The 16,640-nt window shown below is 40.4% G+C and carries 16 protein-coding genes; 6 read left to right on the top strand and 10 right to left on the bottom strand.

Annotated elements, in window-relative coordinates; all coding sequences use genetic code 11:
- The first annotated feature begins 7 nt into the window (after window positions 1–7).
- Window positions 8–964, top strand: a complete 957-nt coding sequence (trxB, locus tag B4B65_RS11660; RefSeq protein WP_293915773.1) for a thioredoxin-disulfide reductase — start codon at window positions 8–10, stop codon at window positions 962–964.
- A gap of 71 nt (window positions 965–1,035) precedes the next feature.
- Here trxB and rnhA read toward each other — a convergent pair whose 3' ends face one another.
- Entirely contained in the window at window positions 1,036–1,536 is a 501-nt protein-coding gene (rnhA, locus tag B4B65_RS11655; protein ID WP_293915772.1) for a ribonuclease HI, read from the bottom strand.
- Window positions 1,537–1,647: 111 nt separating this feature from the next.
- Between rnhA and B4B65_RS11650 the strand changes: the two genes are divergently transcribed.
- A complete protein-coding gene (locus B4B65_RS11650) occupies window positions 1,648–3,483 on the top strand; it encodes an alpha-L-fucosidase (RefSeq protein ID WP_293915771.1) in 1,836 nt (611 codons plus the stop codon).
- A 23-nt stretch (window positions 3,484–3,506) separates the two neighbouring features.
- Window positions 3,507–4,196: an SIR2 family NAD-dependent protein deacylase gene (locus B4B65_RS11645; RefSeq protein ID WP_293915770.1), complete on the top strand. Its 690-nt coding sequence runs from the start codon at window positions 3,507–3,509 to the stop codon at window positions 4,194–4,196.
- Window positions 4,197–4,416: 220 nt separating this feature from the next.
- Here B4B65_RS11645 and B4B65_RS11640 read toward each other — a convergent pair whose 3' ends face one another.
- On the bottom strand, window positions 4,417–4,662 hold the full coding sequence (locus B4B65_RS11640; RefSeq protein ID WP_003005689.1) for a hypothetical protein: 246 nt from the start codon (window positions 4,660–4,662) through the stop codon (window positions 4,417–4,419).
- A gap of 185 nt (window positions 4,663–4,847) precedes the next feature.
- Here B4B65_RS11640 and B4B65_RS11635 point away from each other — a divergent pair, with 185 nt between their 5' ends.
- From B4B65_RS11635 to B4B65_RS11625, 3 genes are all read left to right on the top strand, one after another.
- Entirely contained in the window at window positions 4,848–5,201 is a 354-nt protein-coding gene (locus B4B65_RS11635) for a DUF6660 family protein (protein WP_293915769.1), read from the top strand.
- 105 nt (window positions 5,202–5,306) lie between these two features.
- A complete protein-coding gene (locus B4B65_RS11630) occupies window positions 5,307–9,644 on the top strand; it encodes a CusA/CzcA family heavy metal efflux RND transporter (RefSeq protein ID WP_293915768.1) in 4,338 nt (1,445 codons plus the stop codon).
- 2 nt (window positions 9,645–9,646) lie between these two features.
- Entirely contained in the window at window positions 9,647–10,894 is a 1,248-nt protein-coding gene (locus B4B65_RS11625) for an efflux RND transporter periplasmic adaptor subunit (RefSeq protein ID WP_201679204.1), read from the top strand.
- A gap of 158 nt (window positions 10,895–11,052) precedes the next feature.
- Here the strand turns inward: B4B65_RS11625 and B4B65_RS11620 are convergent, their stop codons facing one another.
- The 8 genes from B4B65_RS11620 to B4B65_RS11585 all read right to left on the bottom strand — a co-directional run bounded on the left by B4B65_RS11620 (window position 11,053) and on the right by B4B65_RS11585 (window position 16,585).
- Window positions 11,053–11,760 carry an endonuclease V gene (locus B4B65_RS11620; RefSeq protein ID WP_293915767.1) on the bottom strand — a complete coding sequence of 236 codons (708 nt, stop codon included), beginning with the start codon at window positions 11,758–11,760 and terminating at the stop codon, window positions 11,053–11,055.
- A complete protein-coding gene (locus B4B65_RS11615; RefSeq protein ID WP_293915766.1) occupies window positions 11,760–12,965 on the bottom strand; it encodes a DUF763 domain-containing protein in 1,206 nt (401 codons plus the stop codon). The genes B4B65_RS11620 and B4B65_RS11615 overlap by 1 nt, the downstream gene beginning before the upstream one ends.
- A gap of 89 nt (window positions 12,966–13,054) precedes the next feature.
- Window positions 13,055–13,642 (bottom strand): hypothetical protein, encoded by a 588-nt coding sequence (locus tag B4B65_RS11610; protein WP_293915765.1) that lies wholly within the window; start codon window positions 13,640–13,642, stop codon window positions 13,055–13,057.
- 116 nt (window positions 13,643–13,758) lie between these two features.
- A complete protein-coding gene (locus B4B65_RS11605) occupies window positions 13,759–14,499 on the bottom strand; it encodes an SDR family NAD(P)-dependent oxidoreductase (protein WP_293915764.1) in 741 nt (246 codons plus the stop codon).
- Window positions 14,500–14,527: 28 nt separating this feature from the next.
- Window positions 14,528–15,199: a YiiX family permuted papain-like enzyme gene (locus B4B65_RS11600; protein ID WP_201679199.1), complete on the bottom strand. Its 672-nt coding sequence runs from the start codon at window positions 15,197–15,199 to the stop codon at window positions 14,528–14,530.
- Between the two features lie 12 nt (window positions 15,200–15,211).
- Window positions 15,212–15,565 (bottom strand): bleomycin resistance protein, encoded by a 354-nt coding sequence (locus B4B65_RS11595; RefSeq protein ID WP_201679198.1) that lies wholly within the window; start codon window positions 15,563–15,565, stop codon window positions 15,212–15,214.
- Window positions 15,566–15,580: 15 nt separating this feature from the next.
- Window positions 15,581–16,108: a hypothetical protein gene (locus B4B65_RS11590; protein WP_293915763.1), complete on the bottom strand. Its 528-nt coding sequence runs from the start codon at window positions 16,106–16,108 to the stop codon at window positions 15,581–15,583.
- 18 nt (window positions 16,109–16,126) lie between these two features.
- Window positions 16,127–16,585: a DUF695 domain-containing protein gene (locus B4B65_RS11585; RefSeq protein ID WP_293915762.1), complete on the bottom strand. Its 459-nt coding sequence runs from the start codon at window positions 16,583–16,585 to the stop codon at window positions 16,127–16,129.
- Window positions 16,586–16,640 lie beyond the last annotated feature (55 nt).

Below are 16,640 nucleotides of genomic sequence, written 5' to 3'. Positions count from 1 at the left end.
TAATTATATGTCACAAGAAAGAGAACATATCAAATGTTTGATTATCGGTTCAGGTCCTGCAGGTTATACTGCTGCTATTTATGCAGCGCGTGCTGACCTCAAACCAGTTATATATACTGGTCTGGTACCGGGAGGACAATTGACACAAACTACAGATGTAGATAATTTTCCGGGATATCCAAAAGGTATTCTGGGTCCGGAGTTAATGGAAGATCTCAAATCTCAGGCAGAACGTTTTGGCACAGAAGTTCGGTTTGGTTATGTCACCAAAGTGAATCTGGAAGGCGAAATAAAAGAGATAGAGATCGATGGGTCCAAAGTTGTTACTGCAGATACTGTAATTATTTCAACAGGAGCTACAGCAAAATGGTTAGGATTGGAAAGTGAGCAGAAATACAACGGATTTGGAGTCTCTGCCTGCGCTGTCTGTGACGGATTTTTCTTCAAAAACCGTGAAGTTGCGATTGTTGGGGCAGGAGATACAGCCGCTGAAGAAGCGACTTATCTGGCTAAACTGGCATCGAAAGTACATATGTTAGTTCGTCGTGATGAATTCAGGGCTTCTAAGGCTATGGTACACCGTGTTATGAATACTCCGAATATTGAAATTCACTACAATACTGAAGCAGTTGAAATTCTTGGCGATGGTCAGGTAGTTACAGGTGTAAAAGTGATCAATAATCAGACACAGGCCACTACAGATATCCCTGTTGACGGCTTCTTTGTTGCGATCGGACACAAACCAAATACAGAACTATTCACAGGTGTATTGGATATGGATGAAACCGGATACCTGATCACTAAAGCAGATAGTACGCAGACGAATATTGAAGGTGTATTTGCATGTGGAGACGTACAGGATCACATTTACCGTCAGGCTATCACTGCCGCCGGAACAGGCTGTATGGCTGCATTAGAAGCAGAACGTTATTTAGCTGCTAAAGAGCACGCTATAGCTGAATAAATTCAATAAAAAAACGTCATTGCTCCAGCAATGACGTTTTTTTATTCCATTATATAATCTGTAAGGGATAATTATCCCAACGCTTTTTCCTCCTGCTCAAAAACAGAGTCAATCTTCCAGTTCGCTTTATCTTTTGATGCAGCTACCGCCAGTTGATCACATCGCTCATTATCCGGATGACCGGCATGTCCTTTTACCCAGACCAGACGCACCTGATGTAACTTATAACTTTTCATCAGACGTATCCACAGATCTTTATTCTTTTTACCCTGAAAGCCTTTCTGTATCCATCCGTAAACCCATTTTTTATAAATGGCATCAATAACATATTTTGAATCTGAATAAATGGTTACTTGCTGTTGCGGACTTTTTAATGCTTCCAGCCCAATAATGACAGCCATCAATTCCATCCTGTTGTTGGTGGTTCTGCGAAACCCTTCAGAAAAAGTTTTCTCAATCAGTTTACCTTTGAATGCTTCATTTTCACCACTATAACGGGTGCGCAGAATAGTTCCGTAACCTCCCGGCCCCGGATTACCGCTCGAAGCTCCGTCCGTATATAATTCGATCATTGGTAACAAAGTTACTTCTAATCCGCTAAAATACCTGATTTAAGTTTGAAAAATCAGGTATTTGTTCTAATTTTCATGCTTTTAAAGACATCTGATTAATTTGTAAACTTAATGAAGAAGAGAGCTATTATAGCTGTACTGCTTGGGTTATCTGTTCAATTAACAGCACCTGCTCAGCAGCCAACAGAAAACAAAGAAAAAATGGAGTGGTTTGAAGATGCCAAACTCGGCATATTTATTCACTGGGGAATCTATTCTGTACAGGGAATTTCAGAGTCCTGGGCATTTTTCAACAATTACATCAATCATGAAAATTATATGAAGCAGCTAAATGGATTTACTGCTTCGAAATATAAACCGGATGAATGGGCACAACTGATACACGATGCAGGAGCGAAGTATTCAGTTATCACCACCAAACACCATGACGGCGTATCGCTGTGGGACAGTAAAGCAGAGAAAGCTATCACTATAAAAAAGGATGCACAGGCGAAAAAAGATGTATTAGATCCCTTTGTCAAAGCATTACAAAAAACCGGACTTAAAACAGGATTATATTATTCATTGCCAGACTGGAGTCATCCTTATTACGATGTAAATACGCGAACAAGGAAGCGCTACAGTATCCAGGACGAACCCCAACGCTGGGAAAACTATGTTAAATACTATCAGACTCAGCTTAATGAATTATCTGAACGCTACCATCCGGATCTGATCTGGTTTGATGGAGACTGGGAACACAATTCAGAAGAATGGAAAGCACAGCAGACTCTGGCCAATCTGCGTAAATATAATCCGAATATCATTATCAACTCCCGTCTTAACCATCACGGGGATTACGATACGCCTGAACAGGGTATTCCGGTTGTCAGACCATCTGCAGCATATTGGGAGCTGTGTTATACCATGAATGATTCCTGGGGATACCAGGCTTTTGACAAACACTACAAGACACCCAATATGATTGTGCGTACACTGGTGGATTGTATCAGTATGGGTGGTAATCTGCTGCTGGATATTGGGCCTAAAGAAGATGGCACTATTCCACAGGAACAGGTGTCTATTCTTAAAGAGCTTGGTCGCTGGACCGGACTTCACAAAGAAGCTGTATACGGTACACGTGCAGGAATTCCATTTGAAAATTACCAAGGCAAATCTTCTTTGTCAAAAGATGGAAAGACAGTTTACCTGTATCTGGATGCTGTAAAGCGTATGGAACATCTGACGGGCATATCTTCTGCCTTAAAGGGAGCAACTGTTGTCGGACAATCCGGAATCAAAATTCCTTATACACAAAACGGATCTGCTATAACACTGGATCTGAATACAGCCAAATTTGATCCGGCAGTTACCGTATTGGCACTTCATTTTGACACAAAACCAACCTTTAGTAAAGCAGACACGGTAGCAACAGATATCAATACCTTGCTTAAAAGCAAAAATACAGAGGAGGCGGTTTATCAGATTGCGAAGCAACTTTACTCAGGTCATAATCTTCTGAAAAATAATGGTATTACCATCGATGGCCTAAACATGAACTTACCAGGGCAAAAGCAAGCAAATCCGGCTATTGTAAACTGGATCAGCAAACATGCTGAGGCCTTGTATGAAACAGGGGCAGGAATACCTGACGGACATTATGCAGGTCTTACCGCATTGTCAGCAGACAGACAGACGCTATATCTGTTTGTCGAGGGTAAACCAACAGGTCCGGTTGCCTTAAAGGGATTGAAGAATACGGTTGCACGTATCCGTGTTGTAGGTGAAGGATCTATGATTGATCATGATATCTACAACAAACTATACTGGAGTGCTATTCCGGGAATTGTGTACATCAATGTACCTAATGAGCGTCTGGACAATCATCTCTCTGTTATAGCTGTCCTCTTAGATAAACCGGTAGAACTCTACAGGGAAAAAGTCGGGGCAATAGAAAGCAATTTATAAACAGAACACAGCAACTATTGTATATGAAAAGAATCGTTGTATTTACAGGAGCAGGAATTTCGGCCGAAAGCGGGTTAAAAACATTCCGGGGTAATGACGGCTTATGGGAAGGTAATCGTGTAGAGGATGTGGCCACTCCGGAAGCATGGCAGCGAAATCCTGCTCTGGTACAGCAATTTTATAATGAACGTCGCAGACAATGTCTTAGAGCCGAACCCAATTCTGCACATCAGGCATTAGTGAAGCTCGAAGACCAGTATCATGTGGATATTATTACACAGAATATAGATAATCTTCATGAACGTGCAGGAAGTAAGAATATTTTGCATCTGCATGGACAGATCACACAGTCACGCTCATCAAAGGATCCATCCTGCATTTACGATATCAAAGGAGACGAACTAAAGATGGGAGAGCTGTGTAAATGGGGAAGCCAGCTGCGACCTAATATTGTATGGTTTGGAGAAGCTGTGCCGGCCATGATTCCGGCAATGCGGATTGCCCAGCAGGCAGATACACTGATTGTGATCGGAACATCACTTCAGGTGTATCCCGCAGCAAATCTTATTCATGATATCCTTCCGCATTGTGAAATATTCCTGATCGATCCATCAGCAGATCAGTACCGTGTACCGGAGAGAACTGTAACTATAGTTGCAAAAGCATCAGAAGGAGTACCGGAATTAGTTGCGCAATTATTACATCAGATTTAGATTTATTTGGCAAAATAATATAGCCAAATATAATTTTGTTAGTAGTAATAAGTGTTTGAAAAACAGTATTTTAGTGTTGTATATGTAATCTATTAAATTACACTTAATGTTTTTTATGTTTACCCCGTAACAACAAAGGGCCAAATTTAATTTGGCCCTTTGTTGTTTGTTGATGTAATTACCTTATAATCAATGTGTTCATATATTATATATGACACGTCTATTGATATCTGTCATAACTTTCTATAAAGCTTTTACGCATTTCCTGAAAATGGTTCAGCACCTGCTGAATAAACGTTTCATCCAGTAATTCAAACACACCATTGACACCACCTACCACATCAGTTTCAGCGAGCTTGTAGGATTGTTCAAGAACACCCTGTTCAAATTTGATAATAAATTTTTGGTTCATGCCAAAGATGGAAATCTTACAATCCGGATGAGGCAATTCTGCTAATACTCTCATATTATTTTTTGTATTTTCTTAATTCAAATAAAGTTCGGATAAATGATCTTATGATCACTTTTACAAATGTAAGTTTTATTTCAACTTCGTGTGATCCAAAAACCGGGTATAAAATAGTATCTGAAAATAATTATAATGGAATATTTACGTAAATCCCATCCGATCGTTTTAATAAATTTATATATTTGCAAATAAAAATCAAGAGATTGCGCATTCTTGCCTACATATTGAGCCTGTACTTTATTCTTCTGACACTTATACCGTGTCAGGATAATCATTCTGTTTTGCCCAATATAGAGCAGATCGCAACCGAAATTTCCACACATCGCCATACTGATCAAAACGGTAAACATGCTCATAAAGACAGCTGTTCACCACTGTGTGTATGCGGATGTTGTTCTATAGCAGTCCACCTGCCGGAACATATTGATTTTACATTTGAACTTCTTCCTGTACATCAGGACAAATCCTTTGCTTATCATTTATCGTTCTATGCGAACGAATATAGTAGTATCTGGCAGCCGCCCAAACTTTCATAATTAATGTCGCACTGTATCTCATAGTTTCGTCTATGTAGATATATTTTATTTATTCGTACTTATTTTTAAGCAAATAAGTAGTCGTTAATTAATTATGTTATTACTATGTTGAACGCAATTATCCGATTCAGTATCCGGAATAAAATTGTAATCGGATTATTTACTCTGATACTTATAGTCTGGGGTGTATGGAGTGCCACTCACATCCCCATTGATGCTAATCCCGATATTACAAACAATCAGGTACAGATTATTACCAGATCACCTTCCCTTGCCACGCAAGAGGTAGAGCAGTTTGTATCCTATCCCATTGAGCAACAGCTCATGAATATTCCTGATCTTATTGAATTGAGATCTATTTCCCGTTTTGGCCTCTCGGTCGTGACGGCTGTATTTGACGATGACGTCAATATCTATTTTGCAAGACAGCTGATTAATGAAAAATTAAATGAAGCTGTACAAAACATTCCTGAAGGTATGGGCACGCCGGAACTGGCACCTATCAGTACCGGACTGGGAGAAATATATCAATATGTACTGCATCCGGTCAAAGGAGCAGAAGATAAATATTCTGAGGCCGATCTGCGTACATTACAGGACTGGGTAATCGCCAGACAGCTTTACGGCACACCCGGTGTAGCCGAAGTCAATAGTTTTGGCGGTAAACTAAAGCAATATGAAGTTTCCATTGATCCTTATCGCCTCCGTGCGATGAATCTGGGTATCAATGACGTTTTTGATGCACTGGAAGCTAACAATCAGAATACCGGTGGAGCCTATATCGATAAAAAACCCAACGCTTATTTTATTCGTGGTGTAGGTTTACTTTCAGATATGGAAGATATCAGGAATATCGTAATCCGGAAACGAAACGGTGTACCTGTATATGTCCGGGATGTGGCTCAGGTAAAGGAAGGTTCTGCAGTGCGCTACGGAGCATTGACCTATAATGGTGAAAAAGAAGCTGTCGGGGGTATGGTTATGATGCTGAAAGGATCAAACAGTGCGCAGGTAGTCGGGGCCGTAAAAGAGAGGCTGAAAGTAATTGAGAAGTCACTTCCCAAAGACGTTGTGATTGAAGCATTTTCAGATCGTACAGAGCTGGTAAACCGTGCTATCAATACCGTACAGACAAATTTGATTGAAGGAGCCCTTATTGTCATTTTTGTGCTTATCATATTCCTGGGAAATCTGAGGGCAGGTCTGATTGTCGCATCTGCTATTCCTATTTCTATGCTTTTTGCGTTGGGAATGATGCGTATGTTTGGTGTAAGTGCCAATCTGATGAGTCTTGGAGCTATTGATTTTGGACTTATTATAGATGGTTCACTGATTATAGTCGAGGCTACGATGCACCATCTGGGGCTTCGGAAATCGAATCAGCCACTGACACAGGCTGAAATGGATGAAGAAGTGTATCAATCCTCCTCTAAGATTCGTAACAGTGCCGCATTCGGTGAAATAATCATTTTGATTGTGTATATCCCTATTCTGACACTCGTCGGTATAGAAGGAAAGATGTTCAAGCCTATGGCGCAGACAGTGAGTTTTGCCATTATTGGCGCACTGATTCTTTCACTGACCTATATACCGATGATGAGTGCCCTGTTTCTGTCTAAAAAACCTCATACGAAAGTTACTTTTGCAGACAGGTTAATGAATGCATTGCAACGTTGGTATCAGCCGCTTATCAAAAAAGCTGTACGTATCAGAAAGACATTAGTTGCTGCTGCTGTAGCTGTATTTGCGTTTTCCATCTTTCTGTTTTCAAAGATGGGCAGTGAATTTATTCCTCAGCTTCAGGAAGGTGATTATGCCTTTCACTGTATTCTGCCTCAAGGTGCTTCTCTGGCACAAAGTATAGAAACATCTATGGAAGCTGCCCGGATATTGAAAAAATTTCCGGAAGTAAAAACAGTAGTCGGCAAGACAGGAAGTGCCGAGATCCCCACTGACCCTATGCCTCCGGAAGCAACCGATCTTATTGTGACTCTGAAACCTATTAAGGAATGGACCGGAGGAGATACCTATACAGGATTGGCTGATCGTATGATGGATTCATTATCCGTTATTCCCGGAACATTCTTTGAAGCATCACAACCTATACAGATGCGATTTAATGAGTTGATGACCGGTGTAAGACAGGATGTTGCGATCAAGATATTCGGAGAAAATATTGACACATTAGCTGCTCTGGCAAATAAAGTCGGACAAGTGGTACAAACGGTAGACGGAGCTTCTGAACCACAGGTAGAACGTACAACCGGACTGCCGCAGATATCCATTGAATATAACCGCGCACAGCTTGGCTTGCACGGACTTAATGTCAACGAGGTCAATAAAATGATCTCTATGGCCTTTGCAGGCAGCAGCGCAGGGTCTATTTATGAAAATGAACGCCGTTTTGATCTGGTTGTCCGTCTGGATAGCAATTACAAAACTTCTATCGAGGATGTCCGTAATCTACCTGTAGTGACAGGTGAAGGTGAACAGGTGCCGTTAAGTCAACTGGCGAATATTTCGATGAAAGACGGACCTGCACAGATTAGTCGTGAAGATGGAAAACGGCGGGTAGTTATCGGATTCAACATTAAAGGTAAAGATGTAACATCTGTAGTAAATGATATTCAGTTAAAATTAAATGAACTGAATATACTGCCTACCGGTTATTACTATACTTTCGGCGGTACCTTTGAAAATCTGAAAGAAGCTTCTAACCGATTGATGATAGCTGTTCCGGTAGCGCTATTGCTTATCTTTATGTTATTATATTTCACCTTCCGTTCCATTAAAGAATCTATACTTATCTACACTGCCATTCCAATGAGTGCGATCGGTGGTATTTTCGCACTTTTACTACGGGATATGCCATTCAGTATATCCGCAGGAGTTGGATTTATAGCATTATTCGGAGTTGCCGTACTTAATGGAATTGTCTTGATATCTACTTTTAATCAACTGGAGAAAGATGGAATTCATGATGTATTTGAGCGAGTGTGGAAAGGTACTACAATACGACTGAGACCTGTATTGATGACCGCTACTGTTGCTTCATTAGGTTTCTTACCTATGGCACTTAGTACAGGAGCAGGAGCAGAGGTACAGAAGCCGTTGGCTACAGTGGTAATAGGCGGGTTGATTTCAGCTACGCTGCTTACACTTTTTGTGTTGCCAAGTCTCTATGTATTGTTTTTTAATAAAGGCAACAAAATGAACGGAATTGTAAACAAGACACTTCCTTTAGTAATAGCTGTTCTGTTGTTTATTCCTGCTCAGCAATCTTTTGCACAGCAAGGAGCAAAGCGTATTACTTTAGACAGCGCTATACAACAGGCCATGACGGCCAATCTGGATATTAAAAGAACAAGCCTCCAGACGGATAAATTTAAAGTGGAAAGTGCCAAAACATTTGATGGAAAGACAGGAGTATTTGTCGAAAATGAAGACATGGCGCCACTTGATCCGGGAGGTATATGGAAAGTCGGGCTTTCCCAGGATTTCAGCTGGCCTGGATTTTATAAAGCACGTAAAGCTTATTTGAGTAAGAATGTCGAAGTGTCGGCCATGCAGCTTGAAGAGATCAGGGCTCGTATCACCCGTGATGTATCTACAAATTACTATGAGCTCAGCTATCTGGAAGCAAGACAGCGATTATTTCAACAACTGGATAGTATCTATCAGGAACTTTTCAGGGCGGCAGATCTGCGTGTAAAAACCGGAGAAGCAGCCGGGTTGGAACGTATAGCAGCAGAAACGAAATGGCAGGAAAACAAAGCACTTCTGATACAGAATCACCAGGATTTGCTGATATCCGCTCAGAATCTGAGTGTAATCTTAAATCAGAATATGTTTATGTTGCCAAATGAAAAAGAGCTTGTGAAAATCTCTTTCAATAAGCGTGACATTATAGCTTCTTCCCATCCGTTGGTTCGTATTCAGGAAAAAAATGTCGAACTGGCTGATGCAGGAATATTGGTTGAAAAGAAAGGTAAAATGCCTGATTTTTCAGGAAGAGTATTTTCCCAAAGACTTTGGGGACAGAAGAATCCGTTTACAGGATTTTCGGTGACAGCCACTCTTCCAATATTCTCTTCAGGATATTACAATAATAAAATAAAGGCGGCACAACTGGAATCTGACATTCAACAGCAAGGGCTTCTGCAGGTACAACAAGTCCTGTCTGCTGATATTCAGAATGCAGAAAACGAACGCATCAAGAATGAAGGTCAGCTCCAGTTTTATGAAACCTCAGGATTAAAGCAGGCGGAAGCTATTATCAAAGCTGCAAACCTGGGATATCAGAGCGGAGAGATCAGCTACGCTGAGTTAAGTCAGTTTCTTACGCAGTCTATTGACATCAAGATCAACTATCTGAATGCACTCAATGCATACAATAAGAGTGTCGTTAATTATCAATATTTCCAAACATCAATCAATAAATAGACATGAAGATCAACATAATTTATCCAACCTTATTATGTGCAATAGCCCTCTCATTATCCGGGTGTGGCGGAAGTCCGGCGCCTTCAAAAGAAGCTGGTGAGCATGCAGAAGGTGAATCCGAACATGAAAATGAATCCACAACTTCACTTACAGAAGCTCAGTTCAAACAAATTGGACTGACCTATACCACTATAACGCAGCAGGTATTAAGTGACGGACTCGTTCTAAACGGCCAACTTACTGTTCCTAATGACAAGAAAGCCTTTGTAACGTCTGTTTTTGGAGGAGTACTACAACAGTTGTTTGTACAGCAAGGGGATATCGTCAGTAAAGGGCAGCGCATTGGAGTAATCAATAATCCTGATCTGATCAAGACACAGGAACAACTGCAACTAACAAATAATCAGATCAAATTAGCGGAAGTAGAGCTTTTACGTCAAAAAGAACTTGTAGAAGGGAACGCTGCTCCGTTAAAGCGCCTGCAGCAAGTAGAAATGGAACTGGCTAATTTAAGAGCACAACGGAACAGTCTGTACAAACAGCTGACTGCCGGGGGCGGATCTACTCAGATGTCTTCTCAGGTATCCATTATTGCACCGATGTCAGGTACAATATCGACAATAGCAGCACAGATTGGTTCAAATATCAATGCATCCAGTCCCATTCTGGAAATTGTCAATAATGAATCGTTACACGTGGATGTATATGTATATGAAAAAGATCTTCCGAAAGTCAGAAAGGGACAACTAATCCGATTTTCAGCAGTTAATAATCCGGAAGTATCTTATGAAGCACGCATTGATCAGATAGGGCAGGCTTTTGAGGCACAGACGAATGCAGTTGCTGTGCATGCTCAGGTACTAGGGGATAAAACAGGGCTGATCAATGGTATGCAGGTTCAGGCAAATCTGATTGTATCTGATAATAAAGTGAATGCTGTCCCTAATGAGGCTATTGTATCCTCTCAGGGACAGGATTATATATTCATTCTGACAGATGCACACCGCGAGGAAGAGCATCACGAAAGTGGTCATGAAGGAGAAGAGCACGCACATTCTCATGATGAAAAATCAGGTTCTGAGAAAGCAGCATTAGTATATGAAAGGATACCTGTTATAAAAGGTGTCTCAGCGCACGGATATACCGCTATTACTCCTACAAAAGAGATCGGCAGTAATGATAAAGTGGTTCACAAAGGGGCATTTTTCTTATTGGCCAAAATGACAAATTCAGGTGAGCATTCACACTAACTATATTTTTTTCTAATGCAGGGTGGAGTTATCCCTTTTCCATTGATTTGGGAGAGGGATTCTCTTTTTACAGCTCTTCACAAAAAGTCGGATATTACACTATCGAATGAAAGCAGTATTCAAAAATGAAATATGAGGAGCCTCCAATGTCTCATTCTTTAAAACAAACTCAAAGGCTGCTGTATCTTATGATATCCCGGTTTTAGTTTACCTGTCCGAAAATCGTTAACTATATTATGAGCCAACCGGGTGGGCTCAGGAATACGATATCGTCCCGTACACTGCTGTATTACTTCCAGACTTTTGTTCACTGTCAGTCCGTATCCCGGAGAGATAAAAACAGGTTTTACCGCTTCTTTTGTCCGCAATAAATGACCGATATGCGTTGCTCCATCTACTATTGGCGTAGATGCTCCTTTGAAAAGCGCCAGATCAGCATGTACACCATACAAAGAGTTTTTGGCGCATCCAATGGTTGCCTGTCCGGTAAGTACTCCAAAGTGAGAAGCAATTCCCATTTGTCTGGGATGCAGAATACCTTGCCCATCCAGCACCAGCACATCTGGTCTGGCAGGAAGCAAAGTCCAGGCATTCAATAAGGCAGGTACTTCACGAAAAGCCAGATAACCGGGGATATAGGAAAACGAAGAGTGGCCAGTAGCTAATGCATATGAGTGCAAAGTCATATCCGGATAATTCAGAATCACTATAGCGGCATACAGGATTTCGCTGTTTTTGTTAAAAGAAATATCAGCTCCGCCTATGGTATATATAGCCTGAGTATCCGGACGGTCAAAGCGAAGCTTCTGACGTAAATCCTCCTGTATTTCTGTGGCTTCCTGTATTGTAAGTTTATTATAGTCCATTAATCAAAAAGATTAAGTTGAGCTGGAAGGGGAGGTTTTGCTTTTCCAAATACAGTCCGGCCTCCGTATTTCCAGGATTCGGCACGTTCTTTTTCTATTACTTTATCAAAGTTGTCATTCGGTGTAAATCCTTCTTCCATGCGGCTTGCAATTTGAGAAAGCGATTTAATAGCCTGCGATTTGTCTGAATTTCCTAATCTGGAACGTTGTATAGCATTCTGCAAGGTTTGTATGGTATCATCATACACCGTGAGTGGGACAGGGAAGGGGTGACCGTCTTTACCACCATGCGCAAATGAAAATCTTGCCGGATCGCGAAATCGGGACGGACTGCCATGTATCACTTCGCTGACCAGGGCAAGCGACTGCAAGGTACGCGGCCCCATTCCTTTCAACAATAATAATTCTTCAAAATGCTGAATGTTATTATCCTGTGCTAACCACAATACAGACCCCAGTCTTTTCAGATCTACATTTTCCGCACGTACATCATGATGATCAGGCATAACCAGATGAGTAGCCTCCTTTAGTATGTGTTCGGGATTTTCAGCCAGCACACTTAACATCGCTTCTTTAATCGGACGTGCATCTTTATCTGTCAGATTGAGGATTTCCCCACAGTTTTGGCCATAAATAAAAGTATGGGGTTCTTCTGTAAAAGACTGTATAGCTGCTGAATGCCAATGATAACGCCTCGCTGTACTGCTTGCATCACTCATGCCTTGCTGAATTACAGTCCATTGTCCCTCATTACTGACTACAAAGTTATGCTGATAAAGCTGAAAACCATCCTGGATAGCTGTATTATCTACTTTTGCGGCCAGTTTACTGCACCGCACCATATCTGCAACATCTAACCCGTTGAATTCTGCAAAACGTGCAAGCTCCAACGGAGTCTGTCTGGATAATTTACCTTTTCCGCCACAGACATAAATACCAAATTCTTTAGCATGCGGATTAATACTTCGCTTGAGCGCACCCATCACGGAAGTAGTAATACCTGAAGAATGCCAGTCCATTCCCATTACAGCACCCAGACTCTGAAACCAAAAAGGATTGCTCAATCTGCTCAAAAATTCATGCTTACCTTTATGACTGATAATCTCCTCAACAATAGCTAAACCTAATTTACCCATGCGCTCTGCAAGCCACAATGGAACATGGCCGTAGTGTAATGGTAAATCAGCTGTGCCGGATCGCTTCATATTACTAACAAATTTAGTAAAATAATTTATAATATGAAAGCAACCCTTTTATCCAGACTCCCTAGAAGAGTTAATCCTTAAATCTTAACTTACTTTACCTCTTTAAACTTTCCGTTTTCTTGTAAGATGTAATTTTTTGTTTCTTTGGTAGGTTCTTCCTGCATATAATTCCAGTCATCCACAGTGATTTTATCTTTTTCAATAACACTGATTTTACGAAAAGCAGATTCAGCTACTTCATCATATGCTACAGGCAGGATATCGATAATTTTAGTATTCTTATCTACTGTCAGCATACTGGTACATAACTCCATTTCTCCCTTATGATAAGTAATCACAACAGTTTGAAAATTATTGGAAAGTGGGAGGCTGTAATTTATATTAAAATCCGTGGCATCTGCTATAGCTTTTTCAAGATTAAGCTTCTTAAGAAGTTCCGGATTTTGTTTAGTTCCGGATTTGTAATTATCAAAGTTAGTGGAATCTGTAAACGGGAGCTGTTTTACCGGTATACCTGTCCAGATCAAATCTTTAGTATCTGAAACCGGTTTGCTTATTGTATCTGCAGATACTACAGAAGTCGTCGTATCACCGGAAGACAGTTCTTTTTTATTTTCAGTTCCCGTATTACAGGAATATAAAAGAACAAAAGGAATAGCAAATAGTATAGTTTTCATTTAAGTTATGTATTATTTTTAAATAATGTAAAATAAGATTACAGGAAATCAGTAGAGTCAATAATTATTCCAATATCGTTGTTAAAAGTGATATTCAGATGGTTGAAGCCCAAAAATCACACATTCATATCTTTCATGGCGGGCATGGTAATTTCTTTGACACAGGTGGCCTTTGAGGTTGACAGAATAAATCGCACAGCCGCTATTACGTCTTGTAAAGGAATCAGTTCAGCATCAGTTTGCTCTATAACTGTATCCAGGTCATCTTCATAGTCAAATTCAGTAGCCAGATAGCCCAGATTCAGAACGGACACGCCAATGCTGTATTCACGAAGATTTTCTCTTAATGCATGTATAATTCCCCGCAAGGCAAATTTTGTAGCCGAGAAAGTTACTTCTTTTCCATTATGATTCTCTAATCCCCAGGTAGAGCCAATCAATATAATCTTTGCGTTTTCAGATTTCTTTAAGTTCTCCGTAAAACTCCGTACCGCCAGAAGGCAGGATGAAATATTGGTATTGATCATCGTCAGAATCTCTTCCTCCGTGTTATCCTTAAAATCATAGCCGTCTGAAAAAGCATTATGTTCCCATATACCCACGTTATAAATCAGATAATCAATCCGGCTGCCGCCTATGGCATTGCGGATACTCGCTGCTGACTCTGCAGGTTTTGCCAAATCAGCACTGATCCATTCCATCTTATGATTCGCATTATGCAGATAATCGGGCTGACTTCTTGAGACCCCATACACCTGATCATCAGGACCTGGAAGATGCCGGGCTAAAGCTTTACCTAAGCCTTTACTGATGCCATAAATTAAATATGTATGTTTAGTCATTCTATTCTTTTTCATATGTAAGCATGGTTTAAATATCCATTCCTTACTCTTGTGTAATCGTTTCGAGCAATTCACTATCGAAGACTGCAGCAGGTGAAATTACCGTTTCATTCAAGGGGATATGACGCCCGTAGCGTTCCTTTAATTCAGCTCTGACAGCAGCATTCGTAAAATCAAAATCCTTCAGTTTCTGTAACTTCCCCAATTTTATTCCGGCAGCACGCTCATATATTTTATAGATCAGTTCAGAACAATAGATCTTGTCATCAGTCCATTCAAACCGGACATCATAATCTCTTCCTTCCAGCTTTTCACCTTCTTTTTTCATACGGTTCAGTACAGCTGTCGTTAATATCTGATCCGCATTTTTAAGACGCCTGATCACGTACTGATTATTTTCTCCTCTTGCGATCCACTCCAAAAGAGGTGTTTTCTGTACAGGTTGAACAGCTTCCAGTACAACGTAATCTTCGCCCTCCTTAAAGATAATTCCACAATGGGAGTAAGGAGAGTTTGTAGCCAGTTGAATAGCTTTACTTTGTTCGGAAAGAGAAGACTGAAAAATCAGATCTGCTTCTCTGATATCAGTTTGAACCGTGTTCTGAACCTTATTCCGGAGTTGTGAAAGCGAATGGTTTTCACTGCTTTTACCAATACAGGACAGTAGTACAGTAAGAAGCAATAGCGTATAAAGTCCCGGTAATATTTTTTTCATGATACAGCAAAATTACACTACAGCCTGACCGAATGTGAGTAGATTATTATCCGGGTCAAGTATAGAAAATTCCTGTTGTCCCCATGGCTTGATCTCCAGCGGACCATTCGGATGTATACTTACGTTGTTGTCCAGAAGAGACTGGTAACATTCCTCTATATTGTCTGTCCGGATATAAACTTGACCATAATTTTCTAAAGGATCGAGTTCCCGAAACAGGAAGAAATGAATCTCGATGTTCTCTTTTCGGATCATTAAATAATCTCCGTAATCTCCGATTATTTCGAAAGCCAACTCTTTTGTGTAAAACGCTTGTGTGATAACCTTATCACGCATAGGCAATTTTGGATGAATAGCAGTAAGCATTATAAAATCATTTAATTAGAGTTCAAAAAGCCGCAGCAAGGCATTTCCCATATGTTGCAATTTATGGATATAATCATTTTTGCAGGCTTCATTAATTTCACCTTCCTGGTTATATATCTCATCCAACTGTCGGTTCAGATCTGCATATTGCAGCCAACAGTCAAAATCAATATGCAATTCCACAAAATTATTCAGGCTCATTTGTCCCTGATTGTGGTCATAAAAATAGAGCTTATGTTCATTGTCCAACAACCAAAGATCTCCCTGACCATTCTGTCCGAAAATCCAAAAGCGATCAATACCCTGCCGTGTGTAAGTCGCCGGCCAGTAATCCGGATCTGCAAATGTCCGGGTTTCTTTCGAGGCCTGTGCAGCATTAAAGAGTGTACATTCAGTAGAGATCTCTTTGGTTCCTATCTGCTTTACCAGATCTACATAAGATAACGCAAAAGGAAAATTAACGGACTGAGGAAATGTGCTCAGCGCTTTGCCTTCTGCAAGTATATCCTGTTTGATTTGTTCGGCTGATCGTAGTATTAGCATAGTACTGTATGGAAAACCTTATTCCACGTCGTTCAAAAGATTATCCACATTATCCCAGTTCTCATCATCGCTTATTTCACAATCGAAGTTGACCAGTCTGTTCGCGTCTGCTTCCAGTTCATTCAGCTTCCCAATTGCACTTTCCACATCATCTACATACATTTCGATTGAAATTCCATCATCTGTTGTGATACGGGCCACGATATGACATACACATACTTCCCGGAGCTGTTTGGTAAAATAATCTTCTATATCTTTGTAATCCAGATCTTCATTTCGCAGATTAAACTCATCATTCAGCAGATTGACTGATATAAAGCAGTTAAACATACACTCTTGTTTATACGGATAGTCTGCATAAGCTTTATCCACCCAGCAGGTCGCTGGTTTTCCAGAGTCGGTATCCATTAAAAAGAGTGTAATACTATTTGCCGGATATATCTTTTGTGTATCCGTTTTAATTTGATTCCATTCCATATTTATAACACTAATCTATGATCAAATGTATAAATTTATCCTTAAAATTAAGCTA

It is taken from the genome of Sphingobacterium sp. UBA5789 (assembly GCF_002418355.1).
Classification (GTDB): domain Bacteria; phylum Bacteroidota; class Bacteroidia; order Sphingobacteriales; family Sphingobacteriaceae; genus Sphingobacterium.
Note: the sequence above shows the minus strand (reverse complement) of the source record. Positions and strands in the feature narration are given on the sequence as shown.

Coding starts and splice junctions, on each gene's coding strand:
- B4B65_RS11650 (WP_293915771.1), top strand. CDS start 1,648: ATGAAGAAGAGAGCTATTATAGCTGTACTGCTTGGGTTATCTGTTCAA.
- B4B65_RS11645 (WP_293915770.1), top strand. CDS start 3,507: ATGAAAAGAATCGTTGTATTTACAGGAGCAGGAATTTCGGCCGAAAGC.
- trxB (WP_293915773.1), top strand. CDS start 8: ATGTCACAAGAAAGAGAACATATCAAATGTTTGATTATCGGTTCAGGT.
- rnhA (WP_293915772.1), bottom strand. CDS start 1,536: ATGATCGAATTATATACGGACGGAGCTTCGAGCGGTAATCCGGGGCCG.
- B4B65_RS11630 (WP_293915768.1), top strand. CDS start 5,307: ATGTTGAACGCAATTATCCGATTCAGTATCCGGAATAAAATTGTAATC.
- B4B65_RS11590 (WP_293915763.1), bottom strand. CDS start 16,108: ATGCTAATACTACGATCAGCCGAACAAATCAAACAGGATATACTTGCA.
- B4B65_RS11600 (WP_201679199.1), bottom strand. CDS start 15,199: ATGAAAAAAATATTACCGGGACTTTATACGCTATTGCTTCTTACTGTA.
- B4B65_RS11625 (WP_201679204.1), top strand. CDS start 9,647: ATGAAGATCAACATAATTTATCCAACCTTATTATGTGCAATAGCCCTC.
- B4B65_RS11640 (WP_003005689.1), bottom strand. CDS start 4,662: ATGAGAGTATTAGCAGAATTGCCTCATCCGGATTGTAAGATTTCCATC.
- B4B65_RS11585 (WP_293915762.1), bottom strand. CDS start 16,585: ATGGAATGGAATCAAATTAAAACGGATACACAAAAGATATATCCGGCA.
- B4B65_RS11605 (WP_293915764.1), bottom strand. CDS start 14,499: ATGAAAAAGAATAGAATGACTAAACATACATATTTAATTTATGGCATC.
- B4B65_RS11595 (WP_201679198.1), bottom strand. CDS start 15,565: ATGCTTACTGCTATTCATCCAAAATTGCCTATGCGTGATAAGGTTATC.
- B4B65_RS11620 (WP_293915767.1), bottom strand. CDS start 11,760: ATGGACTATAATAAACTTACAATACAGGAAGCCACAGAAATACAGGAG.
- B4B65_RS11615 (WP_293915766.1), bottom strand. CDS start 12,965: ATGAAGCGATCCGGCACAGCTGATTTACCATTACACTACGGCCATGTT.
- B4B65_RS11610 (WP_293915765.1), bottom strand. CDS start 13,642: ATGAAAACTATACTATTTGCTATTCCTTTTGTTCTTTTATATTCCTGT.